The sequence below is a fragment of the Mycolicibacterium diernhoferi genome, from assembly GCF_019456655.1.
Lineage (GTDB): Bacteria > Actinomycetota > Actinomycetes > Mycobacteriales > Mycobacteriaceae > Mycobacterium > Mycobacterium diernhoferi.
Map to the genome: position 1 here is coordinate 2,599,349 of NZ_CP080332.1, position 25,766 is coordinate 2,625,114.

Sequence of the window (25,766 nt, forward strand, 5' to 3'; positions counted from 1 at the left end):
ATCCCACGAGTTCGAGGTCAACTGAAGCAGAGTTGACGAACACGCTACTTTCGTGTGGTTTTGTCCGACTTCGGGAGGGACCGAATGACCAGGCAGCGAACCCGGCTGAGCAGGATCGCCGGGCGGGCAGCAACAGGGCTGGTGAGCGCTGGGCTCATCGCGGCTATGGTGCTGCTCGCACCATCCGCTGCGGCGACTCCGGAAGCCGACGCCGACGCCGCGATCACGGCGGCGTGGGAGACCGGTGGCGGCGAAGGCGGGCCCCTGGGGCCGCGCGACGGTGGCGTCTATCCCGCCGGTGAGGGCTTCGGCCAGAAGTTCGCGGGTGGCCAGATCTTCTTCACCCCGGAGACCGGGGCACACATCGTCACCGGTGCCATCCTGGAGAAGTACGAGGCGCTCGGCGGCCCCGCCGACAGCGACCTGGGCTTCCCGACCATCGACGAGGGACCCGGCCGCGCGGCCAACAGCCGCAACTCCACGTTCAGCGCCCCGGACAACCCGGTGATCTTCTGGACGCCGGACACCGGCGCCCGGGTGGTGCGCGGGGCGATCAACTCGGCGTGGGACGCGCTCGGCGGCTCGGCCGGCGTGCTCGGAGTGCCCAGCGAGGACGAGATGACCAACGGTGACGTCCTCACCCAGAAGTTCACCGGGGGTGAGATCTCCTGGAACCGCAAGACCCGGGCCTTCACCACCGTGCCGCCGGAGCTCGCCGATCAGCTCGGCGCCATCGACGTTCCCTCCGACGCCACCTCGGCGATCAACGCCGCCCGCCGGGCCGCCGGCGGCGCGCTCGGACCCCTGGGCGCCGAAGAGGGGGCCCAGTACGCGATCGGCGCCGACGGCGTCGGCCAGAACTACGCGGGCGGCAAGATCTTCTACAGCCCCGAAACCGGCGCGAATGTGGTCACCGGACAGGTGCTGGCCAAGTACGAGAGCGTGGGCGGACCCACCGGGGATCTCGGGTTCCCGACCGCCAGTGAGGCCGACGGCGGTCTGGCACCGCAGAGCCGGGTGGTTCCGTTCGCCGCGGAGGATGATCCGGTCATCTTCTGGACGCCGGACTTCGGCGCGGTGATCGTGCGCGGCGCGATGAACGCCGCGTGGCAGAAACTCGGCGGTGCGACCGGTGAGCTGGGCGCCCCCAAGGGCGACCAGACCGACCACGGCAACGTCGTCACTCAGCAGTTCAACGGCGGATCGATCTCGTGGGACAGGACCAGCGGCAAGTTCAGCACCGAGCCGGCCGGCCTGCAGTCGCAGCTCGTCGGGCTGCAGGTGCCCGGTGCCGACTCCCCGGCCGCTCCGGCGCCGGGCTCGGCGGCCACCGCGGACGCCGACAGCGGCGACAAGTGGTACTCGTGGCGCTGGTGGTGGTTGCTCGGCTTGATCCCGCTGATCGGTGTGATCGCCCTGATCGCCGTCGCGGTGCTGCGAAACCGGCGGTCCCACGAGGACGACGGTTTCGGGGATGACTATGCCGACGACCGCTACGACCGGGGGTATGACGAGCCCGAGTACAAGCAGCCCGAGTACGGCGATCGCGAGCCGGACGCCCCCCAGAGCCTGTGGGCCTCGGCACCGGCGGTCAGCGAGGTGCCCGCGTTCGGCACCATCTCGGCGGGCCCGGATCCCGAGCATCGCGACGAGTCCGGCGATTACGACACCGATGAGGACACCGGCGACTACGACTCCGATGAGGGCGACGAGCTCGAGGAACTGCACGCGCCGGCCGAGGATCTGAGTTTCGATTCCGACCCGGACGCGGTGGACACCGCGCCCACCCGGATCGAATCACTGTCCGAGGCGCCGGCTTTCGACCCGCCCACCACCGCGGTCTGGTCCGGGTACGAGCCCGATTTCCCCAGTGGCCGGCACGCCGCGATCCAGGACGACGAGCCGGAGGATCCGGGTTGGACCTCGATGCGGCTGGCCGACGGCGACCGGTACCGGGCGCCCGAGGGCTATCCGATCAAGGCGGACACCAAGTCGGGCCTGTACTGGGCTCCCGGCAGCCCGGGCTATCGGGACACCGAGGCCGAGATCTGGTTCGCCAGTGAGGAGTTCGCCCGGACGAACGGGTTCGTCCGGGCCGACTGAGCCTCCCCGGGCGAACCCGTCAGACCTTGCGGATGACGGTGACGACCTTGCCGAGCACCTGGGCGTCGTTACCGTCGATCGGCTCGAACGCCGGGTTGTGCGGCATCAGCCACACCTGCCCCTTGGTGCGCTTGAAGGTCTTCACGGTGGCTTCGCCGTCGATCATGGCCGCCACGATGTCGCCATTCTCGGCGACGTTCTGCTGCCGGATGACCACCCAGTCGCCGTCGCAGATCGCCGCGTCGATCATCGATTCGCCGACCACCTTCAGCAGGAACAGCGAGCCCTCGCCGACCAGTTCTCGGGGGAGCGGGAAGACCTCTTCGACGGCCTGTTCGGCCAGGATCGGCCCACCGGCGGCGATCCGGCCCAGGACCGGGACGAACGTCGGCTCCGGCAGCGCGTCGGAACCCGCGACCTCGGTTGCCACGATCGGGGTCACGTTCTTCGGCGTCACGTTGTCGTCCGCGCCGCGGACGTCCACGGCACGCGGACGGTTCGGGTCCCTGCGCAGATAGCCCTTGCGTTCCAGGGTGCGCAGCTGGTGGGCCACCGACGAGGTCGAGGTGAGACCGACGGCGTCGCCGATCTCCCGGATGCTCGGCGGGTAGCCGCGTTCGGTCACGGAGGCGCGGATGACCTCCAGGATGGTGCGCTGACGCTCGGTCAGACTGGAGCGTGCCTCAGGGTGTTCGGTGCTCTCGCTCATATGGCCGAATGTAGTCGCAGGCGAAGACATAATCAAACATGTGTTCGAGGCGTGTCGGGCAGGTTGTACGCGAACGACTTCTTTTGGCGTTCTTCCATCTTCTTCAGGCACTCATGGTGCTTACGCGCGTGATAGGCCAGCGGGAAGTAGGTGAGTCGGTCCGGCAGCACCCGGTACGCCGCCCGGATCGCGGCGTAGATGACCTGCAGTTGGATCTGCTCCTGCCGGCTCCAGCTCACCCCGAGCTTGGCGCGCAGCCGGGGATCGAGCAGGCCGACGATGGACAGGTAGTTGAGCCGGAGCGCCGGCCGCAAGGCCGTCCGGAGCAGTGGTTCGAGCGCCTTGGGCATCGACGTCGAGAGCTCCAGCTTGCCGGCCTTCAAGTCCGCGATCAGCTGCAGCGCCTGCGGGGTGCCCTGCAGGGTGTCGATCATGTTCTCGTAGTACTCGGTCATCTCCGCGAGCGTCTGCGGGTAACCGCGCATCGGCACGTGCAGCAGCTCGGCCAGTCGACGGTTGTCGCGCAGGAGCTCGGTTTTCTCCGAATCGGTGAAATCCCGCCCGATCAGCAAGCGCCCGCCGCCTTGGGCGTTGACGAGGTAGCCGGTGGCGATCACCCACTGGTAGGCCTCGGTGTTCAGTGCGCTGATCCGCTTCCCGGTCAGTTCGCTCGTCATGGTGAGCGGCTTGTGCAGTGCGCGGACCCGATCGCCCTCCGCGAGGGCCGCGGTGCCGCCGTAGGTCCAGCGCAGCACCGAGTCGACCGAGCGGATCGCACGACCGCCGGCATCACCGCGGAACCCCGCGGAATAGCGGCCGGTCACCTCGGCGATCACCGGGTGCATGGCCTGCATCATGAAGGCCGCGCCCTCGACGATGAGAAATGTCCACCGGCCGGTGTGCTCGGCGGTCAGTGAATCCAATGGGACGAGCTCGGGAGCTCCGGTGTGTTCGGCGTTCTGGGCCGGCAGATCCGTTGTGGCAGTCATGGCTGCTCGCACCTCCTCGTGCTGAGGACCCCGACGCTAATATGACCCAGAGGTCGCAAACAAGTCGTGTAAGGGAACAGCATGGTTGCAGAAAACCGCAGTTCAGGACGTAGAAAAGTGCCGAAACAAGAACGCTCTAGATATATGGTCGCAAAAATCGTGACCACGGCAGCGGACCTGTTGCGCACCACCGAACCGGACCGGCTGACCACGAACGCGATCGCCGAGAAGGCCGGTGTCAGCAAGGGCTCGATTTACCAGTACTTCTCGAACAAGGAGGAGATCATCGATGCGGCCATCGAGCGGCTGGCGGCCGACCAGGCGCCGGCGATCGAGGACATGCTGCGGTCGGTGACCATGCACGAGCCGGAAGAGGCCATGCAGGCCTCCATCGACATCCTCATCGAGTTCACGCTCGCCAATCGGACCCTGATCCGCTATCTGGCTCAGCGGCCCGAGCGCGTCCGTGCCTTCGACATCGTCTCCGGGCTGAGTGCGACCCTGCTGGCGATGACGACCCTGCACATGGGTCACTACCGCGACCAGTACCGCAATGAGCTCAGTCCGCGCGCCCTGGCCTGGCTGTTCTTCAACATGGCCGTCGCCACGACCCTGCGTTACGTCGAGAGTGACGACCCGATCAGCCTCGAAGAACTGCGCAGCGGGCTGAAGTTCGCCTCCAGTGGGCTGCTGGCGGGGCGCACCGGCTGATTCGGCGCGCGGGCTACTTGTCGGTGGTCCGGTTTATCGTTTGGCAACAGTTCGATCACGTGTTCTATTCATCGAACACATGATCGACTAGCATTCGAACACAGAAGCGAAAGCCGCCAGGCGAGACCCCTACCGAGAGGCAGCAGTCCGATGACCATTCTCGAAGCTCGTACCAGTGCCCCGCAGTTCGACGCGCGTCCCCGGCAGACGGCGATGGCGCCCGAGGTGTGGCCGCTGCCACGCGACGTGGTGGTGCGCCGCCGGCGCGTGCAGTCCCGCCGCCCGGGAGGGGCGCCGCTGGGTTACCGCAACACCGGGGTGCTGATGTCCCGTGCCTCGCACCGTCGTCGGCCCATCACGCCGGTCGCCACCGTGCTGTTGGCCCTGCTGGCCGGCGGGTTCACCCTGTGGCTGGGGCTGGTCGCCCAACTCGGCGGACCCACCGAGGAGCCGGTGCAGATGCCCACCCGGTTGTCCGTGGTGTACGTGGAAGCCGGTGAGACGCTGCAGCACATCGCGGCGCGGGTGGCGCCCGATGTGCCGGCGGGCTCGGTGGTGGAACGTATCCGTGAACTCAACAAGCTCGAAACCAGCACCGTGCAGGCCGGCCAGACCCTCATTGCCCCCATCGGGTGATCGCCCAGGTAGGCTCGATGACAATCGAGTTGGTAGACCAGCGGTGGGGCAAAGGAGCGGTGATGCACTGTCCGTTCTGCCGCCATCCCGACTCGCGTGTCGTCGATTCCCGTGAGGCCGACGAAGGTCAGGCCATCCGACGTCGCCGATCTTGCCCCGAATGCGGGCGTAGGTTCACCACCGTGGAAACCGCGGTACTCGCGGTCGTCAAGCGCAGCGGTGTCACCGAACCGTTCAGCAGAGAGAAAGTCATCCGGGGTGTGCGGCGCGCATGCCAGGGCCGCCAGGTCGATGACGATGCACTGAACCTCCTTGCCCAGCAGGTCGAGGACACGGTGCGCGCCGCCGGATCTCCGGAGATCCCCAGCAATGAAGTGGGTCTGGCGATTCTCGGCCCACTGCGCGACCTCGACGAGGTCGCGTACCTGAGGTTCGCCTCGGTGTATCGGTCCTTCACCTCGGCCGACGATTTCGAGCGCGAGATCGAGGCGCTGCGCGCCCACCGCGTGTCATCGTCGGGCTAGCCGAGCCGGACGCCGGCGTTCTCGACGACGCGGCCCCCGACCTTCACCCACCCCGTCGGATCCCACCAGGTGCGGATCTCGGATCCCTTGCCCTGCGTGATGTGTAGGTCGCGGCTCAGATGGTCGGTCATCCGCACCGCCGCCGAGCCGGTGGCCTCGTCCTCGATGATCCCGAACTGCGGTGCGAACGTCCGCGAACGCAACGCCCCGCGGTCACGGTCGATCCAGGCCCACAGGTAGTGCTCGGCGTCGTCGGCGTACTCGGCCGGATCCGCGGCGAGCACCTCGTCGGGCGACTTGAGGTCGTGGATGACCAGTTCCGGGGCCCAGTCCGAACGCGCGCTGATCGCGGTCAACTCACCCTCGGCCTCGGACAGGTAGCTCACCTGCACCAGTCCGGCCGGGACCTGCAGTGTCCGCACCGGCGTGCCGCGCTGCTTGAGCCACCACGCGGTGCCGACCGTCGGGTGCCCGGCGAACGCAATCTCGGTGACCGGGGTGAAGATGCGGACATGTGCACTCGCCGCACCCGGCTCCGGGAGATCGACGAATACGGTTTCGCTGTAACCCAATTCGGCGGCGATGCGCTGCCGGTCGGATGGCTCGACGGTCGCGGCGTCGATCACGCCGAGTGGATTGCCGAACTCCCCGTGAGCATCGGCGAACACCCGCAGAACGGTCACATCGACGGCCATACCTCGATGGTAGGTCCGCGGTGCCTCAGGTGGCGCTGCGTTCGTCGGCTTCCATCGCGTCGAGCACGGCGACCCGGGCGTTCAGCGAGCCGGTGATGGCCTGTTCGGTGATGCCGGTGCGCAGCAGGCCGCGCAGCAGTTCGTGGTCGTACTCGGCCGGGATCGTGGTGTCGATGAAGTGCTGCACCACCGCGACGAACCGATCGGGATCGTCATGGAACGGGAAATGCCCGGAACCTTCGAAGATTTCGAGCTCCGAGCCCGGCATGGCGGAATGCGCGAGCCAGGCGTGGCTGACCGGGATCACCGAGTCGTGGGTGCCCCAGACCAACTGAACGGGAACGGATTCGGTCAAATAACATCGGTCCAGCATGGTGACCACCTGCCCACGCCAGTCCACCACCGCGCGTAACGTCCGGGCGAACGCCGAGGACGCGGTGGGTTCGGGGAGATCGGAGAGCACGCGCAGCACGTCGGGCAGGTCGCGGCCCAGGCCGGTCGACCCGAACACCGCCCCGCCGATGCGGCCGACGGCCTGCAGCGCGGGCAGCACCAGCGGTAGCCGCAGCAGTGCGAGCGCCTCGGTGGCCATCGGCAGCGCGGCGATCCGCAGCGCCACGTTGACGTCTTTGGTGACACCGCCGGCGCCGACCAGGACCAGCCGGTCGACCAGTTGTGGGAACTGGTAGGCGAACTGCATCGCCACCCCGCCGCCCAGGGAATGCCCGACGACGGTGACCCGGTCGACATCCAGCACGCTGAGCAGATCCCGCATGCCGTTGGCATAGGCGGCCACCGAGTAGTCCGCGCGCGGCTTGTCGGACTGGCCGTGCCCCAACAGGTCCGGCGCGATCACGGTGAACCGCCGAGCCAGCATGGTCTGCACCGTGTGCCAGGTCGTCGAGTTGTCGCCGATTCCGTGGATCAACAGGATCGCCGGACCCGAACCCGCGATGCGGTAGGCGCGCCGGTACCCGTGGATGGTGCGGAACTGCAGCGTGGGAGATACCTCCGGCACGCTGCGCAGATTGGCCTTGCGCTCGGTCATGTCCGCCCATCCTCGCAATCAGTCGGCGGACATCACCGTAGATCAGGTGGTTTCTTCGCCGTCGGAGAAACCCTCGCTGAAGCCCTCGCCGAACTTGCCGTCCGCCTGCTGGGCGAGGAAACGCTCGAACTCCGCGCCCAGTTCATCGCCGCTGGGCAACTCCTCGTCCCGGGCGAGCAACGAGCGATTCTCCTGAGCGGCGACGAACGCATCGTACTGACGCTCCAGCGCGGTCACCACCTGAGCGACCTCGGCGCTGGCCTCGACCTGCTCGTTGATCTTGGTCTGCACCTCGGCGGCCGCCTCACCCAGCGCGGTCAGCGGGATCTGCAGGGCACCGGCCCGGGCCGCCTCCGCCAGCAGCGTCTCCGCGGCGTGCGGATAGGCGGTCTGGGCCAGATAGTGCGGTACGTGCACGGTGAACCCGATGGCGTCGTGGCCGTGCTGGCTCATCCGGAACTCCAGCAGGCTCGACACACTGGCCGGCACCTGGATCTCGCCGACCCAGGGGGTGTACTCGGCGATCAGCTCCGAGTTGGCCGAGTGTGCGGTCAAGGTGACCGGCCGGGTGTGCGGCACCGCCATCGGGATGGTGCCCAGGCCGATCACCTGGCGCACCCCGAGCCGTTCGGCCAGCAGCCGCACCGCGGTCACGAAACGCTCCCAGCGCAGATCGGGCTCCAATCCGGCCAACAGCAGGAACGGGGTGCCGACACTGTCGTGCAGCGCGTACAGATTCAGCTCGGGCTGGTCATAGCTGCTGAAGTGGTCGGTCTTGAACGTCATCATCGGACGGCGGGACCGGTAGTCGAGCAGTTCGTCGACGGCGAAGGACGCCACCAACTCGGTGTCGAGGGTGTCCTTCAGGTGCTGGACGGCCAGCCGGATCGCGTGACCGGCGTCCGAGAATCCCTCCAGCGCATGGATCAGGACTGGTCCACGCCCATCCGTCGCGGACAGCTGCGGTGCGGGGAACTCCAGCTCGTACATGCCGTTCTGCTCGGGCTGGTAATGCTGCTCCTGGTGATCGGCCATGTAATTCACCTCCTGTTCACTAGTGTCTCGCACTTCGGCGGACGCGCGTTGCCTGCCCCCGACATTCGTGCAACACCGGCGAGGTGACCGGCAATCCCGCACCCCCGGTAGCCGGCGCCACCGGCGGCCGGCCGGCCGGCTGAGTATCCACAGTCGCCGATCCATCCACACCGCGGCGGACCAGCGGCGCCGACGGGGCAGCGGTGACGGTGCCGACTGTCACCGTCGGACGCATGACAACACAACCTCGCGGCCTCGACATCGGTCGACCCGCCTCCCTGATCGCCGCGTTGCCCGCCGTGCTCGGCTTCGTCCCGGAGCATTCGCTGGCGGTGGTGACCGTCGACAACGCCGGACCCGGGGCCGAGTTGGGTGCCGTGATGCGCGTCGACCTGTCCGCGGGCCTGGCCGAGAACACCGATCACCTGGCCGAGGTGGTCGGGGCCGGCGGGCCCGAGGGCGCGATCGCGGTGATCATCGACGAGTTCGGCTCCGAGTGCGAGGCCTGCGGTACCGACCATCTCGAGTTGGCCGATGCGCTGGCCCGATCGCTGGCCGAGGAAGGGGTGGATCTGTTCGCGGTGCTGGTGGTGGACCGGGTCGCTGCGGGCGGGCGCTGGTTCTGCGCGGACGGCTGCGGGGCCAACGGCGTGGTCGACGATCCGGAGGCCTCCCCATTGGCTGCGGCCGCGGTGCTCGACGGCCGTCGGCTCTATCGGCGGCGGGCCGATCTGCAGGAGATCATCGCGGTCACCGACTCCGACCGCAGCGAGCGGCTCGCGCAGACCATCGCCGGACACGCCCGGTTCGAGCCGACCGCCGCGCAGGTGCGCGAGACGGCCCACCTGGCGATGGTGGTCGCCGCCCGACTGGCTGACGGCACCGAGCCGGCCGACGCCGAACTGGTGAGGCTGGCACGCGGTCTGAGCGACCCGCGGGTCCGCGATATCCTCTACGCCCTGGCGGTCGGCGCCGCGGCCGCCGATGCCGAGGCGCTGTGGGCGATGATGGCCCGGGTGCTGCCGGAACCGGCGCGCCCGGATGTGCTGGTGTTGCTGGCGTTTTCGGCCTATGCCCGCGGCGACGGTCCGCTCGCGGGTATCGCGCTGGAGGCGGCGCTGCAGCTCGATCCGCGACATCGGATGGCCGCGATGCTGGACAGCGCCCTGCAGTCGGGGATGCGTCCGGAACAGATCCGTGGGATGGCGCTGTCGGGCTACCGGACCGCGGAAAGGCTCGGGGTCCGGTTACCGCCGCGGCTCGCGTTCGGCCAGCGTGCCGGTTGAGGGTCTAGACCTTCTCGACCTTGACCGCGTGTGCCATGTGATGCGGCAGTTCGACGTCCTGGTGGCCCGGCATCAGGATCAGCACGCCGCCCTGGTCGCCGTGGTCATCGCTGACCTGCACGGTGACGCGCGCGTTGGGCACCACGCCGGCTTCCTTGAGCCGGCCGATCAGCTCGACGTCGCCCTGTACGTGCTCGGTGAGCTGGCGCACCACCACCGCGACCGGGGAGCCGGCGGGCAGTTCGGTGAGCCGCACCAGGTTGGCGTCCTCACCGTGGCCGGTGCCGCCGAAGCCGAGTTCGGACAGCCCCGGGATCGGGTTGCCGAACGGGGAGGTGGTCGGGTTGTCCAGCACCTGCACCAGGCGGCGCTCGACGTCCTCGCTCATGACGTGCTCCCAGCGGCAGGCCTCGGCGTGGACTTCCTCCCAGGGCAGGCCGATCACGTCGACCAGCAGTCGTTCCGCGAGGCGGTGTTTGCGCATCACCGAGACCGCCAGATAGCGGCCCTTCTCGGTGAGTTCGAGATGGCGGTCACCCGCGACGTGCAGCAGGCCGTCCCGCTCCATCCGGGACACGGTCTGGCTCACCGTCGGACCGCTCTGCTCTAGCCGTTCGGCGATCCGTGCACGCAGCGGCACCACTCCCTCTTCCTCGAGGTCGTAGATGGTCCGCAGGTACATCTCGGTGGTGTCGATGAGATCGTTCATGCCCTACCTTCCAGGCCCTGCTGTCAGTCTCCGAGTCTAGCTGTCCGGCACCCTGAACAGGGGCTCAACATCCCCGCGACGCTGTGATGCCCGCCGCTGGGCGCGACGGGCAATCACCGGTTATGTGAGTTTTGGCTGGTACGGGCTAGCTGGCGTAGGAGCGCAGCCGCTCGGCGCGGTCTCCGTTACGGAGCTTGGACATCACTTCGCGCTCGATCTGGCGGACCCGCTCGCGGGACAGCCCGAACAGCTTGCCGATCTGATCGAGGGTGCGCGGCTGACCGTCGTCCAGCCCGAACCGCAGCCGGATCACCTGCTGCTCACGCTCGTCGAGGGTGGCCAGCACGTACCGGATGTCGGTGTGCAGCAACTCGGAGATGACCGCGTTCTCTGCCGACATCGCCTCGGAGTCTTCGATGAAGTCACCCAGCGGTGCCTCTTCGTCGCTGCCGACCGGCATGTCCAGGCTCACCGGGTCACGGCTGTGCTCCAGCAGGTCGGCGATCTTCTCGGCGGGGATACCCGACTCTTCGGCGAGCTCCTCGTCGGTGGCCTCGCGACCCAGGTTCTGATGCATCTCACGCTTGATCCGGGCCAGCTTGTTGACCTGCTCGACCAGGTGCACGGGCAGCCGGATGGTGCGGCTCTGATCGGCCATGCCACGGGTGATGGCCTGCCGGATCCACCAGGTTGCGTAGGTCGAGAACTTGAATCCCTTGGCGTAGTCGAACTTCTCCATCGCGCGGATGAGTCCGAGGTTGCCCTCCTGGATCAGGTCCAGCAGCGGCATACCGCGACCGGTGTAGCGCTTGGCCAGCGACACGACCAGGCGCAGATTGGCCTCCAACAGGTGCCGGCGGGCGGCATCCCCGTCGCGCACAACGGCGGCCAGGTCGCGCTTGCGGGCCTCCCCGAGACGTTTCTTGGTGTTCAGCAGATGCTGGGCGTACAAGCCGGCCTCGATGCGCTTGGCGAGTTCGACTTCGTCGGCGGCCGTCAGCAGCGCGGTCTTACCGATGCCGTTGAGGTACACACGGACGAGGTCGGCAGCTGGGCTCTGGGCGTCCAGATCGGAATCGAAGCGGCTTGCGGTGGCGATCGCCATTTACGGCCTCCTGCTCGGTTGCACTGTCATGACGTACAACGCCGAGGGGTGCCTCAGAGTTCCCGTCACGTCCCAGTGGCATACCACCTGACCTGCAGTTTCAAACCGTCGACCTGAGAATGTGCTGAGAAGTCCCGAACAGCGAGCTCAGTGGGGAACGTCGGGTTCGCCACCGGGGCGAGGGGTCGGGCGCACCGGCGGCTGCAGCGCCGGACGTTCGGCGGTGGGGAACAGCGGCGTGCGTCGCGCCGAGCCACCTTGGTACCGGCGGGGCTCGGTGGCGCTGCGGGGCGGGCGGTCGTTGGCGATGAGCACCGCGATCCAGGGCAGCGGGATGGAGACCACGATGATCGCCAGCGAGATCAGGCCGTTCTCCCACACCCCGTAGGCCACGGCGGCCAGGATGAGCGCCGGAATTCGGAACGCCATCAGTGTCAGGTACTTGCGTACCCGTTCGCGATGCTGCTCGTCCTGGGGGAGAGCAGCACGTGTGATGAGGACCGGCCGACCTTCGTCGTCGAAACTCAGCTCGGGGCCGTGTTTCATACCTCCACTGTTCCACATCTTGGCCCCGGTGTGGCGGCCGGTCTCGGCTGAATCGATGTCGGGCACAATGGAGCAATGCAGACCCAGACCATCGAGCGGCCCGACACCGACGAACGCGTCGACAACGGGACCGATGACGACGCCCCCAAGGTCTTTCACTACGTCAAGAAGGAAAAGATCGCCGAGAGCGCGGTCATGGGAAACCATGTGGTCGCGCTGTGCGGTGAGGTCTTCCCGGTGACCAAGGCGGCCAAGCCCGGCTCGCCGGTGTGCCCGGACTGCAAGCGGATCTACGAGTCGCTCAAGAAGTAGGGGTTCGGCGCGCGCTGTCGGACTTCCCGGCGATCCACGCGCGCACCCGACGGGCGTGGGTGTCCGGCGCCGGCCATTCCTCTTGTATCGCGGCGTTGAGTTCGGCGCCGATCATCACCGCGAAGCCGGCCAGGAACGCGAAGAGCAGGAACGCGATCGGCGTCGCCAACGCTCCGTAGGTGTAGCCGGTCGCGGTGATCCAGGACAGGTAGAAGCGCAGGCTGAACGTCGCGATCAAGAACACCGCGGTCGCCAGCACGGCACCGACCACCAGTCGATGGGTGGGCAAGGGTTCGGGTAGCGACACCCGGTAGAGCACGGTCACCACCAGGATCAGCGCGATCACCAGCACCGGGTAGTAGCCGTTCTGCAGCACATGGAACCAGCTGTCCGGGATGTACTCGGCGATCTTGCGCGGGCCCAGTGCGATGAACGGCGCCGTCACCACCGCGCACACCAGCATGATCACGTAGAGCCCCAGCGCGAAGAACCGCTGCCGCACCGGGTGCCGTAGCGGAGTCTGATCGTGGGCCTCGACGACCGAGTCCACGAATGCCGAGACGGCCGAGGATCCGGCCCACAGGGAGATCACGAAGCCCAGCGACACCACCTCGCCGCGGGCGGCGCGCACGATGTCGTAGATGGTCGGCGCGATGATCTCGTTGACGACGTTCTGCGAGAAGAACCGCTCCGAGGTGCTGATGAGCTGGTTCTCGATCGTCGGCAACGTGTCCGGGCCGAACAGCGGTGCCAGGTAGGCCAGGCTGCCGAGCATGCCCAGCAGCAGCGGGGGCAACGACAAAGCACACCAGAATGCAGCTTGGGCCGACTCCGAGAAGATGGAGTCGTCCCAAGCCTTAGCGAGAGTGCGCTTGGTGATCGGCCACACGTGGTGGCGTGATGGCTTCGCCGGAGTCTGGTCGGTCATCACCCGTCCAGCATTCCCGACGACCGACGCCGCCGCCCGTAATCACCGGGCGGGCGGGTCGTTATGCGTCGGCTGCGCTGACCTCGATCACAGCCGCCAGCTCGACGAGCTTGGCTTCGTGTTCGTTGGCGTGGTGCTGGCAGAACAACAGTTCCGCGCCCGACGGTAGCTTCGCGCGTACACGCGCGGCAGCACCACAGCGGTCGCAGCGATCGGCCCGGGTCAGTTCCGGACTGGTCAGAGTTGCGTTCACGGCACATCCTCCGTTCAGCTTTGGTGCGTATGTCCACTCTGTCAGACGTTTTGGGATCTGGCCTTGTTCCCCTGGGGTTCACCGGTGTGTCGTGTCTCACTGCGTCGCCGTTACCGAGCGGGCAGCCTGGACAGCATGAGTACCCCATCCGAGGTCCTGGTGCACCTGTGCGCCGCTCACGAATGGCAACACGCGTCGACCGCCGCCGAGTACCGGCCGCCCTCGCTGGCCGAGGTCGGGTTCGTTCATCTTTCGTCCCCTGAGCAGGTTCATCTGCCGGCCAACCGGCTGTACGCGGGACGCACCGATCTCGTTCTGCTCAGCATCGACCCGGCGCGGCTCGTCGATCCCGTTCGCTGGGAGCCGGGCGTGCCGTCCGATCCGGAGTCGATGCTGTTCCCACATCTGTACGGCCCGTTGCCGACTGAGGCTGTGACAAGTGTCACGCGCTATCTGCCCGCCGCCGACGGCTCATTCGCTGAGTTGCCGCCGTCGGGCGAATGGTCAACGGCCGCCTCGAATTCCACGCCGCCATCGTAGACGGGTGGCCGGGACGTAAGTTGGGGGAGTGAGAGCAACTGATCGCGTGGCCGTCCCGAAGGTGGCCGTGGTGACCGGCGCGAGCCGCGGCGCCGGACGTGGCATCGCCACGGCGCTGGGCGCGCACGGGTGGCGGGTGTATGTGACCGGCCGGTCCATCGCCGAGTCCGGTACCGCCGATCTGGTCGGTGCGGCCGGCGGTGAGGGCATCGCGGTACCCGTCGACCACGCCGACGACCGGGCCGTCGCCGAACTCTTCGCCCGGGTCGGTGCGGACGGTTCCGGACTGGATCTGCTGGTGAACAACGCCGCGGTGATCCACGACGAACTGATCGGCGCCAAACCGTTCTGGCAGAAGCCTCTCGGGTTGGCCGACGTGCTCGACGTCGGACTGCGGTCGGCGTACGTGGCGTCCTGGCATGCGGCGCCGCTGCTGACGGCCCGCGGCGGCGGACTGATCGCGTTCACCTCTTCGCCGGGTTCGGTCTGCTACATGCACGGGCCCGCCTACGGCGCGCAGAAGGCCGGCATCGACAAGATGGCCGCCGACATGGCCGTGGATTTCGCCGGGACCGGGGTGGCGTGCGTGTCCATCTGGATGGGCATCCTGCTGACCGAACGGCTGCGCGGAGCGTTCGAGGGCAACCCGGATGCGCTTGCGGCGACGGCCGCGCACGCCGAGACCCCGGAGTTCACCGGCCATCTGATCGACGCGCTGTTCGACGACCCCCGGCGCGATGAGCTCAGCGGCCACAGCGTGATCGGTGCCGAACTGGCCACCCGCTACGGCCTCACCGACGAGGACGGGCGCCGGCCGCCGTCGCACCGCGAAATGCTTGGATCGCCAAGGGAACCCAGCACCGTGGTGCTGCGCTGAGCATCGGCGACCCGCAAAGGGGCGTGACAAATGCCGCGCGTTTCGTAAACTGACTGACCATGTCGATACTGTCCGGCTTCGCGCCGTGGATCGTGTACTGGGTGCTGGTCGGGAATGTTCCCTTCAGCGTCGCCGTGCTGGTGGCACTGGCCGTCGCGGTGGCCACGTACACGATCGGGCGGGCCCGGGGCGGCGCCGGCCGCACGCTGGAGATCGGCGCCATCGCCACCTTCGCGGCGCTCGCGGTCCTGACGTTCACCCTCGACCAGGAATTCATGGAGCGCTGGATCCAGCCGCTGAGCGGCCTGGGGATCTTCCTGGTCGCGCTGATCGGCGTGCTCGCCGGCCGGCCGTTCGTGCGGGAGTTCGCCGAGGCCGACCAGTCACCAGAGGTGATCAAGAGCGAACTGTTCGGCCGCATCACCACGCAGGTCACCTGGATCTGGGTGGCCGCCTTCGCCGGGATGACGGTGTCCGCGGCGATCCCGCCGATCGTGCAGGGGGACGCCTCCATCCTGGACACCCGGACCCCGCTGTCGTTCATCTGCTACTGGGTGGTGCCCTTCGTGCTGCTCGGTGCCGCGGTGCTGGCTGGGCGGGTGCTCACCGAGCGGATGGTCGCCGAGGCCACCAGCCCGCACACCGTCCGCCGGTCGACGTTCGTCGCGTTCAAGGAGCTGGAGATCGACCAGCTCTACTACCTGGCCCGCGAGCGCGCCGAGCGGGAGGCCGGCCCTGATCTTGAGGTGTATGACGTCAAGCTAGGTAGCCAGGGGGTGCCGCTGACCGGTGACGAGTCACGCGAATCCTGGCCGATGAACTACAAGCTCCGAGAGCGCCGAGTCAAGCATTAGCCAGAAATCCGGCATTGCTTTCCTCGGCAAGCGTCGGGTGCATCGTGCCTGTACAGGGCCTATTTCGCGGGCGTAGATTCCGATCTGGGGTGGGGGTCGGATCGTTCGGAGGGAGCGGGGGAGATGTCAGAGCAGCAGGACAACATGGAATTGGTCAGGAAGGGTTACGAGGCGTTCTCCAGTGGGGATATCGAGACCGTCATGGCGTTGTTCGACGACGACGTGGAGTGGGTGCAGCCGGGGAACAGCACCATCAGTGGCACCTATCACGGCAAGGGCGAGGTGGCCCAGTACCTGGCCAACCTGGGCGCGAAGAGCCCGACGGTGACACTGAGTCGGCTGCTGGCCGACGGGGACACCGTGGTGGCGCTCACCGACGTCGCCGTCGGTGAGGAGAAGGGCAGCAACGCCGACGTGTTCACCATTCGCAACGGCAAGACGACGAGGGTCGAGATACACACCGACACCGCGTTGATGGAGCGGATCTACGGCACCAAGCAGCACGCGGCCCACTAGACCGAGAAAGACGAACGGTCGCTGCCGACAATGCCGGCAGCGACCGTTCGTCGTTTCCTGCGATCTAGTCGAGGTAGTCGCGCAGCACCTGCGAACGGCTCGGGTGGCGCAGCTTGCTCATGGTCTTCGACTCGATCTGGCGGATGCGCTCACGGGTGACCCCGTAAACCTGGCCGATCTCGTCGAGGGTGCGGGGCTGCCCGTCGGTCAGGCCGAAGCGCAGTCGCACGACGCCGGCTTCACGCTCGGACAGCGTCTCCAGCACCGACTGCAACTGGTCCTGCAGCAGCGTGAAGGAGACGGCATCCACGGCCACCACGGCCTCGGAGTCCTCGATGAAGTCACCGAGTTGGCTGTCACCCTCGTCACCGATGGTCTGGTCCAGGGAGATCGGTTCACGCGCGTACTGCTGGATCTCCAGCACCTTCTCCGGCGTGATGTCCATTTCCTTGGCCAGCTCTTCGGGCGTGGGCTCGCGGCCCAGGTCCTGCAGCAGCTCGCGCTGGATCCGGCCCAGCTTGTTGATCACCTCGACCATGTGCACCGGGATACGGATGGTGCGGGCCTGGTCGGCCATGGCGCGGGTGATGGCCTGCCGGATCCACCAGGTGGCGTAGGTGGAGAACTTGTAGCCCTTGGTGTAGTCGAACTTCTCCACCGCGCGGATCAGACCGAGGTTGCCCTCCTGGATCAGGTCCAGGAACGCCATGCCGCGGCCGGTGTAGCGCTTGGCCAGCGACACCACCAGGCGCAGGTTGGCCTCGAGCAGATGGTTCTTGGCGCGGTCGCCGTCCCGGCAGATCCACTGCATGTCGCGGCGCTGGGCGGCGGGCAGCTTCTCGCCCTTCTCGGCCATCTCGGACATCAGCTGGGTGGCGTACAGCCCGGCCTCGATGCGCTTGGCGAGTTCGACTTCTTCTTCGGCGTTGAGCAGTGCGACCTTGCCGATCTGCTTCAGGTACGCACGCACCGAGTCCGCCGACGCGGTGAGCTCGGCATCCTTGCGGGCCTGCCGCAGGGCCTCGGATTCCTCTTCGTCCCAGACGAAGTCTCCGGAGGCCTTGTCCTTCTCGGACGGTTCGGCGATCTCCTCGTCGGCCTTGGCGGGCTTGGCCTTGGCCTCGCCGGCTTCCTCGGTCTCGGCCTCTTCCTCGGCGTCTTCGGGCTCGTCGTCGGCGTCGAGGTCGTCGATCTCGACCTCTTCGAGGTCGTCGGGCTCTACCTCAAGGTCCTCGGTTTCGACATCCTCGCCGAGGGTGACGTCCTCGGCGGACTCGTCCTTCTTCGCGCGGGAGCCGGCGGCCTTCTTCGCGGGGGCCTTCTTCGCGGCACGCTTCACGGGCGCCTTGGTGGCGGCCTTGGCCGGCGCCTTCTTGGCAGGCGTCTTGGTGGCGGCGGTGGGCTTGGTCAGCTCTTCGGTTGCCGGGCTTTTTGTCGCTGCCACGTACACCCTCTCGGTCTTGCGGTTCGGTGACGCGCGCAGGCGCCATCGAAAAGTTGTCGGCTGTCTCGAATAATGGCGTTTGATCTCTGCTGGGATATCCGCCGGTTATGTCGGTAGGCGGCCGCCATCGACCATTGTAACGACACTGTGGGGGTGCGCCGCGCCGAGTAGGGAATTCACTGGACGTGGACGCCCTGCGAGGCCATCGCCGCGCCGACGATACCGGCGCTGTTGAGCAGGGCGGCGGGCACCACCGGGGTGCGGTTGCGCAGCATCGGTATCCACCGGTCGGCCTTGCGGCTGATGCCGCCGCCCGCGATGAACAGGTCGGGCCAGATCGCGTTCTCGATGACGACCAGCACCTTGGTGACCTCCTCGGTCCAGCGCTGGTAGCTCCATTCCTTGCGTTCCTTGACCGAGGACGCGGCACGGTGCTCGGCCTCCTTGCCGCCGACCTCCAGGTGACCGAACTCGGTGTTGGGCAGCAGCACGCCGTTGTGGATGACGGCCGACCCGATGCCGGTGCCGAAGGTCAGCAGCACGATCAGCCCGGTGTTGTCCTTGCCGGCGCCGTAGTGCTCCTCGGCCAGGCCGGCGGCGTCGGCGTCGTTGAGCACCGTCACGGGCTGTCCGTCGAGTTCGGCACTGATCACCTGGGCCGCGTCGGTGCCGATCCAGCCCTTGTCGACGTTGGCCGCGGTCCGCACGATCCCGTCGGTCACCACGCCGGGATAGGTCACGCCCAGCTTGCCGGTCCAACCGAACTCGCGCACCACGGCGGCGACGGTCTTTGCGACCGCGGGCGGGGTGGCCGGCTGCGGGGTGGCCAGTTTGAAGCGGTCACCGATGAGCTCGCCGGTGTCCAGATCGACGAGGCCGCCCTTGATGCCGCTGCCGCCGACGTCGACGCCGAATCCGGTGTTGGTCGATGCGGTCACGGGAACGCTCCTAGCAGGCGGGGAGACAACAGAATTCGTCACCACAGTAATGGGTTGTGGTGCGATGTACCCATGAACGATCCAGTAGCCCTGCGGGCGGTGGCCGTCCGGCTGGCCGAGCAGGCCGCAACCTTCGTGCGCACCAGGCGGGCCGAGGTGTTCGGCGCCGGCGCGCAACAGGCCGACGCGATCCGCACCAAGAGCACCCCCACCGATCCGGTGACCGTGGTGGACACCGAGACCGAGCGGTTGCTGCGCGAACTGCTGGCCGAACACCGTCCCGGCGATCAGGTGCTGGGGGAGGAGGAGGGCGGCTCCGCGCAGGCCGCGCCGGGTGTCCCGGTCTGGGTGATCGACCCGATCGACGGAACGGTGAACTTCGTCTACGGCATCGAGGCCTACGCGGTGTCGGTGGGTGTGCAGATCGACGCTGTCGCGGTGGCCGGGGCGGTGGCCAATGCCGCAACCGGTGAGATCTACTCGGCCGCGCTCGGTCACGGTGCGACGGTGACCCGTGACGGGGTATCAACCACATTGCGCGTCAACGACATCGACGACCTGACGATGGCTCTGGTGGGTACCGGGTTCTCCTACGAGGCCGAGCAGCGCAGCCGGCAGGCCGCGGTGCTGGCAGGGCTGCTGCCGACGGTGCGCGATGTGCGGCGGATCGGGTCCTGCGCCCTGGATCTGTGCATGGTCGCGTCCGGGCGTCTCGACGCCTATTTCGAGGACGACGTGCACGTATGGGACTGGGCGGCCGGTGCGCTCATCGCGGCGGAGGCCGGCGCGGTGGTGCGATTGCCCGCGGGCGGGGGCAGTGCCGGCGATGCCCTGGTGGCCGCCGCGCCCGGGATTGCCGCCGCGCTGGACGCGGCCCTGCGACAGACCCGTTGACTCAGCAGGTGGCGCTGTGGATCTTGGTCAGCAGCGCCGCGTCGGCCGGCTGGGTGGCGTCCGGCCGCAGACCTGCCAGCATCGCGTCGATGTCGTCGCTGCGGCTGAACTCGGCGAACTCGGTGCCGACGGCGAGGTCCACCGAGTCGTCGGGCCGGCCGTCGAGGAACAGCTCGGTGCAGGGTGCGACCAGCCATACCGCCGCCGCGGCGGCCTTACCGGATTCCCCGAACCGGATCTGGCCCTGGCATTCCAGCCGGCCGTTGGCGTACACGGCGTCGTTGGCCGCGGTGGGCTGAGCGAAGCCGAGGTCGCGCAGCGCCCCGGAGACCTCCGCGGCCTGGCCGCCCTGACCGCTGGCGTTGAGGACCTGCACCTTGGTGTCGGCGAGGCGGGCCGGCATCACGTCGGCCATCTCGGCGGGGGGCACCTGCCGGCCGAGCGACACCGGGGCGGCGGTGCTGTCGGAGGCGGGCGGAGGGGGCGGGTTGCAGGCCACAGCTTCCTGCATCTCGGTCGACTGGTTGAGCGCGACGACCCACACCACGCCGGTCACCAAGGCAAGGACCACGAACAGGCACAGCACGGGGACATGGTTGCGGCGGCGGAACGGACGACCGTGTTTGTCGAACGCCGTGCCCTCGGTGATGGAAGCGACCACCCATGCACCTTAAGGGCTCGCGGCCGCGCCAAATGCCACGAGCAGCCTGGTGCTGTGATATAAATCACAGTCAATCTGGGTCGAATCCGGGCACGAATCATTTGGTGTAGGCGTTCGACGCTGGTACAAAGCACTGCTGCAAGGGTGCTGCACCGGTACCGGAGGGGATGAAAAATGGCTACCGACTACGACGCTCCACGGCGGACCGAGACCGACGATGTGTCCGAGGATTCGCTGGAAGAGCTCAAAGCGCGACGTAACGAGGCCCAGTCGGCCGTCGTTGACGTCGATGAATCAGAGTCCGCGGAATCGTTCGAACTCCCCGGCGCCGATCTTTCCGGCGAGGAACTCACGGTCCGGGTCGTCCCGAAACAGGCCGACGAGTTCACCTGCTCGAGCTGCTTTTTGGTTCACCACCGCAGCCGGCTGGCCAGCGAGAAGAACGGCCAGCCGATCTGCACCGACTGCGCGGCGTGACGCGCGGGGTCAGCTGCGCAGCGCGGCCAGCACCCGGTCGGGGTGTCGGCAGCTGACCAACCAGTACGGGGTGGGATCGTCGGGATCATCGAGCACGATCAGGACCATCGGTCCCACCCAGGCCTTGTGCAGGACGAAGGCGGCCGGGTCGAGTTGTCGGCCCAAGGCCGCCGACTTCGCCGATCTCGGCACCTCCGCCGACCGGGCGATGACGCTCACCGGCAGGTGGGCCTGTCCGGCCCACAGCTCCACCGCCGGTTTGGCATCGCCGGTGGTCTCATCTGCGACCACGCGGATCTCCGCCCGCCCGGCCCACATCAGGACGGCCGCGGCGGCGGGCAGCAGCACCGCGAACGGCAGCCATTCGGGCATGCCCTCCACGCCCATGTTCACTTCGGTGGCGATGAGGGCGGCAAGGCCCAATCCGGGCAGCCAGAACCACAGCGGCAGCCGCAGTCGCTCGCGGTAGCGCACGGTTTGGGTGGTAGCACGCGTGTCAGACACGTGCCCAAGAGTAATCTCATCCGTCGTGCCTACTTCTCTGGCGGTTGTGAGATTGGATCGCGAACTCCCGATGCCCAGCCGCGCCCACGACGGTGATGCCGGCGTCGACCTGTTCAGCGCCATCGACGTGGAACTGGCCCCCGGCCACCGCAGCCTGGTTCCGACCGGGATCGCCGTGGCGATTCCGCACGGGATGGTCGGGCTGATTCACCCGCGGTCGGGATTGGCCACCCGCGTTGGGCTTTCGATCGTCAACACGCCGGGCACCGTCGATGCCGGTTACCGTGGTGAGATCAAGGTGACTTTGATCAACCTAGACCCGAAGGAGCCGATCGTGGTGCGGCGCGGTGACCGCATCGCACAGCTGCTGGTACAGCGCGTCGAGCTCCCGGAGCTGGTCGAGGTGTCATCATTCGATGAGGCCGGACTGGCCGACACCTCCCGTGGCGCAGGTGGTCACGGTTCATCTGGCGGACACTCGAGTTTGTGAAAGAGGACGATCAACGTGACTGACGAAGCCGAAGACTTCGACGGACCGTTCGACATCGAGGACTTCGATGACCCGGAGTCGGCCAAGCAGGCCCGGCTCGATCTCGGATCGGTCCTGGTTCCGATGCCCGCAGCCGGTCAGGTGCAGGTCGAACTGACCGACCAGGGCGTGCCCAGTTCGGTGTGGATCGTCACACCCAACGGGCGGTTCACCATCGCGGCCTACGCGGCCCCGAAGACGGCCGGGCTGTGGCGTGAGGTGGCCGCCGAGTTGGCCGATTCGCTGCGCAAGGACGGCGCCAAGGTCCGGATCGAGGACGGTCAGTGGGGCCGCGAGGTGATCGGCGCGAGCACGACCGCCCCGCAGGGGCAGCAGCCAGGTGTGGTCCGGTTCATCGGCGTGGACGGGTACCGGTGGATGATCCGTTGCGTGGTCAACGGGCTGCCGGACAAGGTCGACGCGCTCGCGGCCGAGGCCCGGGAAGCGTTGAAGGACACGGTGGTTCGCCGCGGTGACACCCCGCTGCCGGTGCGCACGCCGCTGACCGTGCAACTGCCCGAGGCGATGGCGGCCCAGCTGCGTGCAGCCGCCGAACAGGCTCAGGCGCAGGCATTGGCGCAAGCGCAGGCCCAGGGGCAGCTGCCGCCGGAACCCGCGGCGCGTCGCAGCGCCGAGGGCTCCGCGATGCAGCAGATGCGCAGCACCATCACCGGAGGCTAGGTCTCCAGCAGGGCGGCGACACACTGCGCGCCCAGCCGGGACGGGTCGGCCCCCATCTCGTCGAGTGTCACGGTGCGCAGCGCCGCGTACGGTGCGGCGGCGACCCATTCGACCGCGACGTCCACCGGGTGCACCGGGTCGCCGACGGCGGCCACCACACCCATCGGCGTCATCAGCGTCGTCAGCTGCGCCACGGTGGGCGCGACGTAGGCGGCGGCCTCGTCCATCGCGTCGGGCAGCCCCGGCCACTGCGCCAGCCAGGACCGGGTCAACTCGGCGGCCAGCCATGCCGGGGTGGACGTCTGCATCGCCGAGACGGTGGCCGACAATCCGTTCTCGCGGAGTTGATGGGCCGAGTGCCGTGCGGTCAGCGCCGCCGGGGCGTCTCCCGGCTCGCCGGACCAGGCGGGCAGCGCGACCAACAGGGCGGCGGCCCGACTGGGATGCGCCAACGCCCAGGACACCGCCACCGCGGCCCCGATGGACACCCCGCCGGCCACGATCGGCCCGGCGCCGCGTGCGGCCTCGTCGAGCGCCGCGAGGTACCCGGCGACCAGTCTGCTCGGATCCGGCGGGGGCGTGATCACCGTCGCACCGACATCGTGCAGGGCGCCGGAGAACGCCCGGTAGACGTAGTCGTCATCGGATCCGGTACCGGCGAGCAGAACCGTTGTCGCGCCGCGTAAGTTGACCGCCATCACACGATGGTGACACCTCGGGTGCGACACCCGCGCGTGACGTGGCGAATAGCAACCAACAGGTCTACGGTGGCGTTGGTCAGGTAGTGCATCCACCAGGGATTCACGGCAGGGAGAGGTATGGCTACGGCCGAAGGGTATCTGCGCCGGCTCACTCGTCGGCTGACGGAAGATCCCGAAAAACTCGACGTCGAGGAACTCAGCGACGAGGCCGCCGCCACCGGCGCGCAGCGGGCGATCGACTGCCGGCGCGGCCAGGAAGTCGTCATGGTCGGCACCCTGCGCAGCGTCGAGTGCAACGGTAAGGGCTGCGCGGGTGGTGTGCGCGCCGAGCTGTTCGACGGCACCGATGCGGTCACCCTGGTGTGGCTGGGCCAGCGACGGATCCCGGGCATCGAATCCGGACGCACGCTGCGCGTGCGCGGACGGATCGGCAAGCTGGACAGCGGTGCGAAGGCCATCTACAACCCCCTCTACGAGATCCAGAAGTGACGGAACCAGATACCGCGTCCTCGACCGAACAAGATCCGCCCAAGAAGGGTGCCCAGGCCGTACTGGAGCAGATGGGCGGCGTCAGCGGCCTGATCTACTCCTCGCTACCGGTGCTGGTGTTCGTGCCGGTGTCCACCAACGTGGGCCTGATGCCCGCCATCTACGCCGCGCTCGGCACCGCCGCGCTGGTCCTGGTGTGGCGCCTTATCCGCCGGGAGTCACTGCAGCCCGCGGTGTCGGGGTTCATGGGCGTCGGCATCAGCGCGCTGATCGCCTATCTGGTCGGCGAATCCAAGGGCTATTTCCTGCTGGGCATCTGGTCGTCGCTGGTCTGGGCGTCGGTGTTCGCGCTCTCGGTGCTGATCCGCCGGCCCGTGGTCGGCTACATCTGGGGCTGGGTCAACAACCATGACCGGGGCTGGCGGCAGGTGCGCCGCGCCGTGCTGGCCTTCGACATCGCCACCCTGACCTGGGTGGCGGTGTTCGCGTCACGTTTCGTGGTGCAGCACCACCTGTATGACGCCGACGAGACCGGTCTGCTCGGGGTCGCCCGGATCGCCATGGGCTGGCCGCTGACCGGTGTGGCCGCGGTCATCACCTATTTCGCCATCCGCACCGCGCAGAAGGCGCTGCGCGCGCACAGCCAGGTCTAGCGGGGCTGCGGGCGCAGCAGCAGTTCGCGCAGCTCGTCCTCGGACTCGACGGTGGCCACGAAGACCAGCTCGTCGCCGCCCTCCAGCGGTTCGTCGCCCTCGGGGACGATCACCCGTTGTCCGCGCAGGATGGTCACCAGTGAGGCGTCCCTGGGCAGATTGAGCCGTTTGACCGCCTTGCCGCCCCACGGGGTGTCATCCGGCAGGGTGATCTCGACCAGGTTGGCCTGGCCCTTGCGGAAGCTCAGCAGCCGCACCAGATCGCCGACCGCGACGGCCTCCTCGACCAGGGAGGCCAGCATCCGCGGGGTGGACACCGCGACGTCGACACCCCAGTTCTCGTCGAACAACCACTCGTTGCGCGGGTCGTTCACCCGGGCCACCACCCGGGGCACCGCGAACTCGGTCTTGGCCAGCAGGCTGAGCACCACGTTGGCCTTGTCATCGCCGGTCGCGGCGATCACCACGTCGAACTCCTCGAGCTTCACCGACTCCAACAGGGAGAGCTCGCAGGCATCGCCGAGGCGCCAGTGCGCCGCGGGAATGGCGTCCACGTCGATATGTTCGGGATCCCGTTCGAGCAGGGTGACTTCGTGACTCGACACGAGCTCACGGGCGATGGAACGGCCCACGGCGCCCGCTCCGGCGATGGCGACTTTCATCAGCGGTCGTTGTCCTCGCTCGGGGGCAGGGCGGAGATGGCCAGGGCTTCGGCGATATGCCCGGAGATGGCGGCGACGAAAACCTGGTCGCCGGCCTGGATGATGGTCTTGGTGTCCGGCAGCAGTCCGGAGCCCAGCCGCAGCATGAACGCCACCCGGCCGCCGGTGGCGGCCTCCAGCTCGGTCACCGGATGTCCGGCCCAGGCTTCGTGCAGCGGCAGCTCCGCGACGCCGACGTTGCCGGACGGGTCGCGCCACTTGGTGGTCTCGGATTCCCGGGTGAGCACGTTGAGCAGCCGGTCGGTTGTCCACGGCACGGTGGCGACGGTCGGGATGCCGAGGCGTTCGTAGACGGCGGCGCGTTTGGCGTCGTAGATGCGCGCGACCACCCGCTCGACGCCGAAGTTCTCCCGTGCCACCCGGGCCGAGATGATGTTCGAGTTGTCGCCCGAGGACACCGCGGCGAACGCCCCGGCTTCTTGGATCCCGGCGCGCAGCAGCACATCTCGGTCGAAACCCATGCCGAGGACCCGTTCACCGGGGAACTCGGGGGAGAGCCGGTTGAACGCGGTGGACTCCCTGTCTATGACGGCCACCTCATGGCCGATTCTGGCCAATCCGTCGGCCAGCGACGCGCCGACGCGGCCGCACCCCATCACCACTACCCGCACTCTCGGTCCCCTCTGGTCTGTCCAGGAATACCGTTGCATCGAACACGCCGTTGCACCAGCGCACCCGGAACGCTACAGCCAAACCG

33 protein-coding genes are annotated in these 25,766 nt (G+C 67.9%); 16 read left to right on the plus strand and 17 right to left on the minus strand.

Translation table 11 applies throughout. From position 1 onward, the window contains the following. Positions 1–84 precede the first annotated feature (84 nt). Positions 85–2,103 (plus strand): sunset domain-containing protein, encoded by a 2,019-nt coding sequence (locus K0O62_RS12295; RefSeq protein ID WP_073857470.1) that lies wholly within the window; start codon positions 85–87, stop codon positions 2,101–2,103. A 19-nt stretch (positions 2,104–2,122) separates the two neighbouring features. On the opposite strand, the gene lexA is transcribed toward K0O62_RS12295, so the two are convergent. Together lexA and K0O62_RS12305 are read right to left on the minus strand one after the other, a co-directional pair. After that, complete coding sequence (gene lexA, locus K0O62_RS12300; RefSeq protein WP_073857471.1) at positions 2,123–2,812, minus strand: transcriptional repressor LexA; 690 nt, start codon at positions 2,810–2,812, stop codon at positions 2,123–2,125. 32 nt (positions 2,813–2,844) lie between these two features. Then, positions 2,845–3,801 carry an oxygenase MpaB family protein gene (locus K0O62_RS12305; protein WP_073857472.1) on the minus strand — a complete coding sequence of 319 codons (957 nt, stop codon included), beginning with the start codon at positions 3,799–3,801 and terminating at the stop codon, positions 2,845–2,847. Positions 3,802–3,945: 144 nt separating this feature from the next. Here K0O62_RS12305 and K0O62_RS12310 point away from each other — a divergent pair, with 144 nt between their 5' ends. From K0O62_RS12310 to nrdR, 3 genes are all read left to right on the plus strand, one after another. After that, the gene (locus K0O62_RS12310) at positions 3,946–4,512 is read left to right on the plus strand and encodes a TetR/AcrR family transcriptional regulator (protein ID WP_073857473.1); all 567 of its coding nucleotides are present in this window, start codon (positions 3,946–3,948) and stop codon (positions 4,510–4,512) included. Between the two features lie 150 nt (positions 4,513–4,662). Then, positions 4,663–5,148 carry a LysM peptidoglycan-binding domain-containing protein gene (locus K0O62_RS12315; protein ID WP_073857474.1) on the plus strand — a complete coding sequence of 162 codons (486 nt, stop codon included), beginning with the start codon at positions 4,663–4,665 and terminating at the stop codon, positions 5,146–5,148. Positions 5,149–5,210: 62 nt separating this feature from the next. Next, positions 5,211–5,672 carry a transcriptional regulator NrdR gene (gene nrdR, locus K0O62_RS12320; RefSeq protein WP_073857475.1) on the plus strand — a complete coding sequence of 154 codons (462 nt, stop codon included), beginning with the start codon at positions 5,211–5,213 and terminating at the stop codon, positions 5,670–5,672. On the opposite strand, the gene K0O62_RS12325 is transcribed toward nrdR, so the two are convergent. The 3 genes from K0O62_RS12325 to K0O62_RS12335 are packed head-to-tail and all read right to left on the minus strand — an operon-like array spanning position 5,669 to position 8,450. Further along, positions 5,669–6,367 carry a PhzF family protein gene (locus K0O62_RS12325; protein ID WP_073857476.1) on the minus strand — a complete coding sequence of 233 codons (699 nt, stop codon included), beginning with the start codon at positions 6,365–6,367 and terminating at the stop codon, positions 5,669–5,671. The two genes, nrdR and K0O62_RS12325, sit on opposite strands and share 4 nt — an antisense overlap. 25 nt (positions 6,368–6,392) lie before the next feature. After that, the gene (locus tag K0O62_RS12330; RefSeq protein WP_073857477.1) at positions 6,393–7,415 is read right to left on the minus strand and encodes an alpha/beta fold hydrolase; all 1,023 of its coding nucleotides are present in this window, start codon (positions 7,413–7,415) and stop codon (positions 6,393–6,395) included. 42 nt (positions 7,416–7,457) lie between these two features. Further along, positions 7,458–8,450 (minus strand): proteasome assembly chaperone family protein, encoded by a 993-nt coding sequence (locus tag K0O62_RS12335; RefSeq protein ID WP_073857478.1) that lies wholly within the window; start codon positions 8,448–8,450, stop codon positions 7,458–7,460. Positions 8,451–8,683: 233 nt separating this feature from the next. Here K0O62_RS12335 and K0O62_RS12340 point away from each other — a divergent pair, with 233 nt between their 5' ends. Then, positions 8,684–9,736, plus strand: coding sequence for a DUF4192 domain-containing protein (locus K0O62_RS12340; protein ID WP_073857580.1), 1,053 nt, complete (start codon positions 8,684–8,686; stop codon positions 9,734–9,736). A gap of 4 nt (positions 9,737–9,740) precedes the next feature. Here the strand turns inward: K0O62_RS12340 and K0O62_RS12345 are convergent, their stop codons facing one another. The 3 genes from K0O62_RS12345 to K0O62_RS12355 form a co-directional block, all read right to left on the minus strand. Beyond that, positions 9,741–10,445, minus strand: a complete 705-nt coding sequence (locus K0O62_RS12345) for an iron-dependent transcriptional repressor DtxR (RefSeq protein WP_073857479.1) — start codon at positions 10,443–10,445, stop codon at positions 9,741–9,743. A gap of 145 nt (positions 10,446–10,590) precedes the next feature. Continuing rightward, positions 10,591–11,550 carry a sigma-70 family RNA polymerase sigma factor gene (locus tag K0O62_RS12350; RefSeq protein WP_073857480.1) on the minus strand — a complete coding sequence of 320 codons (960 nt, stop codon included), beginning with the start codon at positions 11,548–11,550 and terminating at the stop codon, positions 10,591–10,593. A gap of 147 nt (positions 11,551–11,697) precedes the next feature. Further along, the gene (locus K0O62_RS12355; protein WP_234800172.1) at positions 11,698–12,096 is read right to left on the minus strand and encodes a DUF3099 domain-containing protein; all 399 of its coding nucleotides are present in this window, start codon (positions 12,094–12,096) and stop codon (positions 11,698–11,700) included. A 75-nt stretch (positions 12,097–12,171) separates the two neighbouring features. On the opposite strand from K0O62_RS12355, the gene K0O62_RS12360 reads away from it, so the two are divergent. Further along, positions 12,172–12,408: a DUF3039 domain-containing protein gene (locus K0O62_RS12360; RefSeq protein ID WP_073857481.1), complete on the plus strand. Its 237-nt coding sequence runs from the start codon at positions 12,172–12,174 to the stop codon at positions 12,406–12,408. Here the strand turns inward: K0O62_RS12360 and K0O62_RS12365 are convergent. Both K0O62_RS12365 and K0O62_RS12370 read right to left on the minus strand, forming a co-directional pair. Beyond that, positions 12,398–13,336, minus strand: a complete 939-nt coding sequence (locus K0O62_RS12365; protein WP_073857482.1) for a YihY/virulence factor BrkB family protein — start codon at positions 13,334–13,336, stop codon at positions 12,398–12,400. The genes K0O62_RS12360 and K0O62_RS12365 overlap by 11 nt on opposite strands. A 61-nt stretch (positions 13,337–13,397) precedes the next feature. Continuing rightward, complete coding sequence (locus K0O62_RS12370) at positions 13,398–13,589, minus strand: DUF7455 domain-containing protein (protein WP_073857483.1); 192 nt, start codon at positions 13,587–13,589, stop codon at positions 13,398–13,400. A 135-nt stretch (positions 13,590–13,724) separates the two neighbouring features. Here K0O62_RS12370 and K0O62_RS12375 point away from each other — a divergent pair, with 135 nt between their 5' ends. From K0O62_RS12375 to K0O62_RS12390, 4 genes are all read left to right on the plus strand, one after another. After that, positions 13,725–14,129, plus strand: coding sequence for a DUF952 domain-containing protein (locus K0O62_RS12375; protein WP_073857484.1), 405 nt, complete (start codon positions 13,725–13,727; stop codon positions 14,127–14,129). Between the two features lie 28 nt (positions 14,130–14,157). After that, positions 14,158–15,006, plus strand: a complete 849-nt coding sequence (locus tag K0O62_RS12380) for an SDR family NAD(P)-dependent oxidoreductase (protein WP_372512892.1) — start codon at positions 14,158–14,160, stop codon at positions 15,004–15,006. Positions 15,007–15,065: 59 nt separating this feature from the next. Then, a complete protein-coding gene (locus tag K0O62_RS12385; protein WP_073857486.1) occupies positions 15,066–15,860 on the plus strand; it encodes a hypothetical protein in 795 nt (264 codons plus the stop codon). 123 nt (positions 15,861–15,983) lie between these two features. Next, entirely contained in the window at positions 15,984–16,376 is a 393-nt protein-coding gene (locus K0O62_RS12390; protein ID WP_073857487.1) for a nuclear transport factor 2 family protein, read from the plus strand. A 64-nt stretch (positions 16,377–16,440) separates the two neighbouring features. On the opposite strand, the gene K0O62_RS12395 is transcribed toward K0O62_RS12390, so the two are convergent. Together K0O62_RS12395 and ppgK are read right to left on the minus strand one after the other, a co-directional pair. Further along, complete coding sequence (locus K0O62_RS12395) at positions 16,441–17,859, minus strand: RNA polymerase sigma factor (RefSeq protein ID WP_073857488.1); 1,419 nt, start codon at positions 17,857–17,859, stop codon at positions 16,441–16,443. Between the two features lie 137 nt (positions 17,860–17,996). Further along, positions 17,997–18,758, minus strand: a complete 762-nt coding sequence (gene ppgK / locus K0O62_RS12400; RefSeq protein ID WP_073857489.1) for a polyphosphate--glucose phosphotransferase — start codon at positions 18,756–18,758, stop codon at positions 17,997–17,999. 72 nt (positions 18,759–18,830) lie between these two features. Here ppgK and K0O62_RS12405 point away from each other — a divergent pair, with 72 nt between their 5' ends. Next, the gene (locus K0O62_RS12405; RefSeq protein WP_073857490.1) at positions 18,831–19,652 is read left to right on the plus strand and encodes an inositol monophosphatase family protein; all 822 of its coding nucleotides are present in this window, start codon (positions 18,831–18,833) and stop codon (positions 19,650–19,652) included. Between the two features lies 1 nt (position 19,653). Here K0O62_RS12405 and cei read toward each other — a convergent pair whose 3' ends face one another. Then, positions 19,654–20,313 carry an envelope integrity protein Cei gene (gene cei, locus K0O62_RS12410; protein ID WP_073857491.1) on the minus strand — a complete coding sequence of 220 codons (660 nt, stop codon included), beginning with the start codon at positions 20,311–20,313 and terminating at the stop codon, positions 19,654–19,656. 174 nt (positions 20,314–20,487) lie between these two features. Here cei and K0O62_RS12415 point away from each other — a divergent pair, with 174 nt between their 5' ends. Then, positions 20,488–20,790: a DUF4193 domain-containing protein gene (locus K0O62_RS12415; protein ID WP_073857492.1), complete on the plus strand. Its 303-nt coding sequence runs from the start codon at positions 20,488–20,490 to the stop codon at positions 20,788–20,790. A 9-nt stretch (positions 20,791–20,799) separates the two neighbouring features. Here the strand turns inward: K0O62_RS12415 and K0O62_RS12420 are convergent, their stop codons facing one another. Further along, positions 20,800–21,294, minus strand: a complete 495-nt coding sequence (locus K0O62_RS12420; RefSeq protein ID WP_073857493.1) for a DUF3093 domain-containing protein — start codon at positions 21,292–21,294, stop codon at positions 20,800–20,802. A 25-nt stretch (positions 21,295–21,319) separates the two neighbouring features. Between K0O62_RS12420 and dut the strand changes: the two genes are divergently transcribed. Together dut and K0O62_RS12430 are read left to right on the plus strand one after the other, a co-directional pair. Beyond that, complete coding sequence (gene dut, locus K0O62_RS12425) at positions 21,320–21,784, plus strand: dUTP diphosphatase (RefSeq protein ID WP_073857494.1); 465 nt, start codon at positions 21,320–21,322, stop codon at positions 21,782–21,784. Between the two features lie 15 nt (positions 21,785–21,799). Next, positions 21,800–22,504 (plus strand): DUF3710 domain-containing protein, encoded by a 705-nt coding sequence (locus tag K0O62_RS12430; RefSeq protein ID WP_308214479.1) that lies wholly within the window; start codon positions 21,800–21,802, stop codon positions 22,502–22,504. On the opposite strand, the gene K0O62_RS12435 is transcribed toward K0O62_RS12430, so the two are convergent. Beyond that, positions 22,501–23,202: a hypothetical protein gene (locus tag K0O62_RS12435; RefSeq protein WP_073857496.1), complete on the minus strand. Its 702-nt coding sequence runs from the start codon at positions 23,200–23,202 to the stop codon at positions 22,501–22,503. The genes K0O62_RS12430 and K0O62_RS12435 overlap by 4 nt on opposite strands. Before the next feature lie 120 nt (positions 23,203–23,322). On the opposite strand from K0O62_RS12435, the gene K0O62_RS12440 reads away from it, so the two are divergent. Together K0O62_RS12440 and K0O62_RS12445 are read left to right on the plus strand one after the other, a co-directional pair. Then, positions 23,323–23,694, plus strand: coding sequence for an OB-fold nucleic acid binding domain-containing protein (locus tag K0O62_RS12440; protein WP_073857497.1), 372 nt, complete (start codon positions 23,323–23,325; stop codon positions 23,692–23,694). Beyond that, entirely contained in the window at positions 23,691–24,347 is a 657-nt protein-coding gene (locus tag K0O62_RS12445; RefSeq protein WP_073857498.1) for a DUF3159 domain-containing protein, read from the plus strand. Before K0O62_RS12440 ends, K0O62_RS12445 begins: the two co-directional genes overlap by 4 nt. On the opposite strand, the gene K0O62_RS12450 is transcribed toward K0O62_RS12445, so the two are convergent. Together K0O62_RS12450 and K0O62_RS12455 are read right to left on the minus strand one after the other, a co-directional pair. After that, positions 24,344–25,009: a potassium channel family protein gene (locus K0O62_RS12450; RefSeq protein ID WP_073857499.1), complete on the minus strand. Its 666-nt coding sequence runs from the start codon at positions 25,007–25,009 to the stop codon at positions 24,344–24,346. The two genes, K0O62_RS12445 and K0O62_RS12450, sit on opposite strands and share 4 nt — an antisense overlap. Beyond that, positions 25,009–25,680, minus strand: a complete 672-nt coding sequence (locus K0O62_RS12455; RefSeq protein WP_097933653.1) for a potassium channel family protein — start codon at positions 25,678–25,680, stop codon at positions 25,009–25,011. Before K0O62_RS12455 ends, K0O62_RS12450 begins: the two co-directional genes overlap by 1 nt. Between the last annotated feature and the right edge of the window lie 86 nt (positions 25,681–25,766).

What these genes read in the sequence shown, in the direction of transcription:
- K0O62_RS12295 (WP_073857470.1), top strand. Translation starts at nt 85, where the DNA reads ATGACCAGGCAGCGAACCCGGCTGAGCAGGATCGCCGGGCGGGCAGCA.
- lexA (WP_073857471.1), bottom strand. Translation starts at nt 2,812, where the DNA reads ATGAGCGAGAGCACCGAACACCCTGAGGCACGCTCCAGTCTGACCGAG.
- K0O62_RS12305 (WP_073857472.1), bottom strand. Translation starts at nt 3,801, where the DNA reads ATGACTGCCACAACGGATCTGCCGGCCCAGAACGCCGAACACACCGGA.
- K0O62_RS12310 (WP_073857473.1), top strand. Translation starts at nt 3,946, where the DNA reads ATGGTCGCAAAAATCGTGACCACGGCAGCGGACCTGTTGCGCACCACC.
- K0O62_RS12315 (WP_073857474.1), top strand. Translation starts at nt 4,663, where the DNA reads ATGACCATTCTCGAAGCTCGTACCAGTGCCCCGCAGTTCGACGCGCGT.
- nrdR (WP_073857475.1), top strand. Translation starts at nt 5,211, where the DNA reads ATGCACTGTCCGTTCTGCCGCCATCCCGACTCGCGTGTCGTCGATTCC.
- K0O62_RS12325 (WP_073857476.1), bottom strand. Translation starts at nt 6,367, where the DNA reads ATGGCCGTCGATGTGACCGTTCTGCGGGTGTTCGCCGATGCTCACGGG.
- K0O62_RS12330 (WP_073857477.1), bottom strand. Translation starts at nt 7,415, where the DNA reads ATGACCGAGCGCAAGGCCAATCTGCGCAGCGTGCCGGAGGTATCTCCC.
- K0O62_RS12335 (WP_073857478.1), bottom strand. Translation starts at nt 8,450, where the DNA reads ATGGCCGATCACCAGGAGCAGCATTACCAGCCCGAGCAGAACGGCATG.
- K0O62_RS12340 (WP_073857580.1), top strand. Translation starts at nt 8,684, where the DNA reads ATGACAACACAACCTCGCGGCCTCGACATCGGTCGACCCGCCTCCCTG.
- K0O62_RS12345 (WP_073857479.1), bottom strand. Translation starts at nt 10,445, where the DNA reads ATGAACGATCTCATCGACACCACCGAGATGTACCTGCGGACCATCTAC.
- K0O62_RS12350 (WP_073857480.1), bottom strand. Translation starts at nt 11,550, where the DNA reads ATGGCGATCGCCACCGCAAGCCGCTTCGATTCCGATCTGGACGCCCAG.
- K0O62_RS12355 (WP_234800172.1), bottom strand. Translation starts at nt 12,096, where the DNA reads ATGAAACACGGCCCCGAGCTGAGTTTCGACGACGAAGGTCGGCCGGTC.
- K0O62_RS12360 (WP_073857481.1), top strand. Translation starts at nt 12,172, where the DNA reads ATGCAGACCCAGACCATCGAGCGGCCCGACACCGACGAACGCGTCGAC.
- K0O62_RS12365 (WP_073857482.1), bottom strand. Translation starts at nt 13,336, where the DNA reads ATGACCGACCAGACTCCGGCGAAGCCATCACGCCACCACGTGTGGCCG.
- K0O62_RS12375 (WP_073857484.1), top strand. Translation starts at nt 13,725, where the DNA reads ATGAGTACCCCATCCGAGGTCCTGGTGCACCTGTGCGCCGCTCACGAA.
- K0O62_RS12385 (WP_073857486.1), top strand. Translation starts at nt 15,066, where the DNA reads ATGTCGATACTGTCCGGCTTCGCGCCGTGGATCGTGTACTGGGTGCTG.
- K0O62_RS12390 (WP_073857487.1), top strand. Translation starts at nt 15,984, where the DNA reads ATGTCAGAGCAGCAGGACAACATGGAATTGGTCAGGAAGGGTTACGAG.
- K0O62_RS12405 (WP_073857490.1), top strand. Translation starts at nt 18,831, where the DNA reads ATGAACGATCCAGTAGCCCTGCGGGCGGTGGCCGTCCGGCTGGCCGAG.
- K0O62_RS12415 (WP_073857492.1), top strand. Translation starts at nt 20,488, where the DNA reads ATGGCTACCGACTACGACGCTCCACGGCGGACCGAGACCGACGATGTG.
- K0O62_RS12435 (WP_073857496.1), bottom strand. Translation starts at nt 23,202, where the DNA reads ATGGCGGTCAACTTACGCGGCGCGACAACGGTTCTGCTCGCCGGTACC.
- K0O62_RS12440 (WP_073857497.1), top strand. Translation starts at nt 23,323, where the DNA reads ATGGCTACGGCCGAAGGGTATCTGCGCCGGCTCACTCGTCGGCTGACG.
- K0O62_RS12450 (WP_073857499.1), bottom strand. Translation starts at nt 25,009, where the DNA reads ATGAAAGTCGCCATCGCCGGAGCGGGCGCCGTGGGCCGTTCCATCGCC.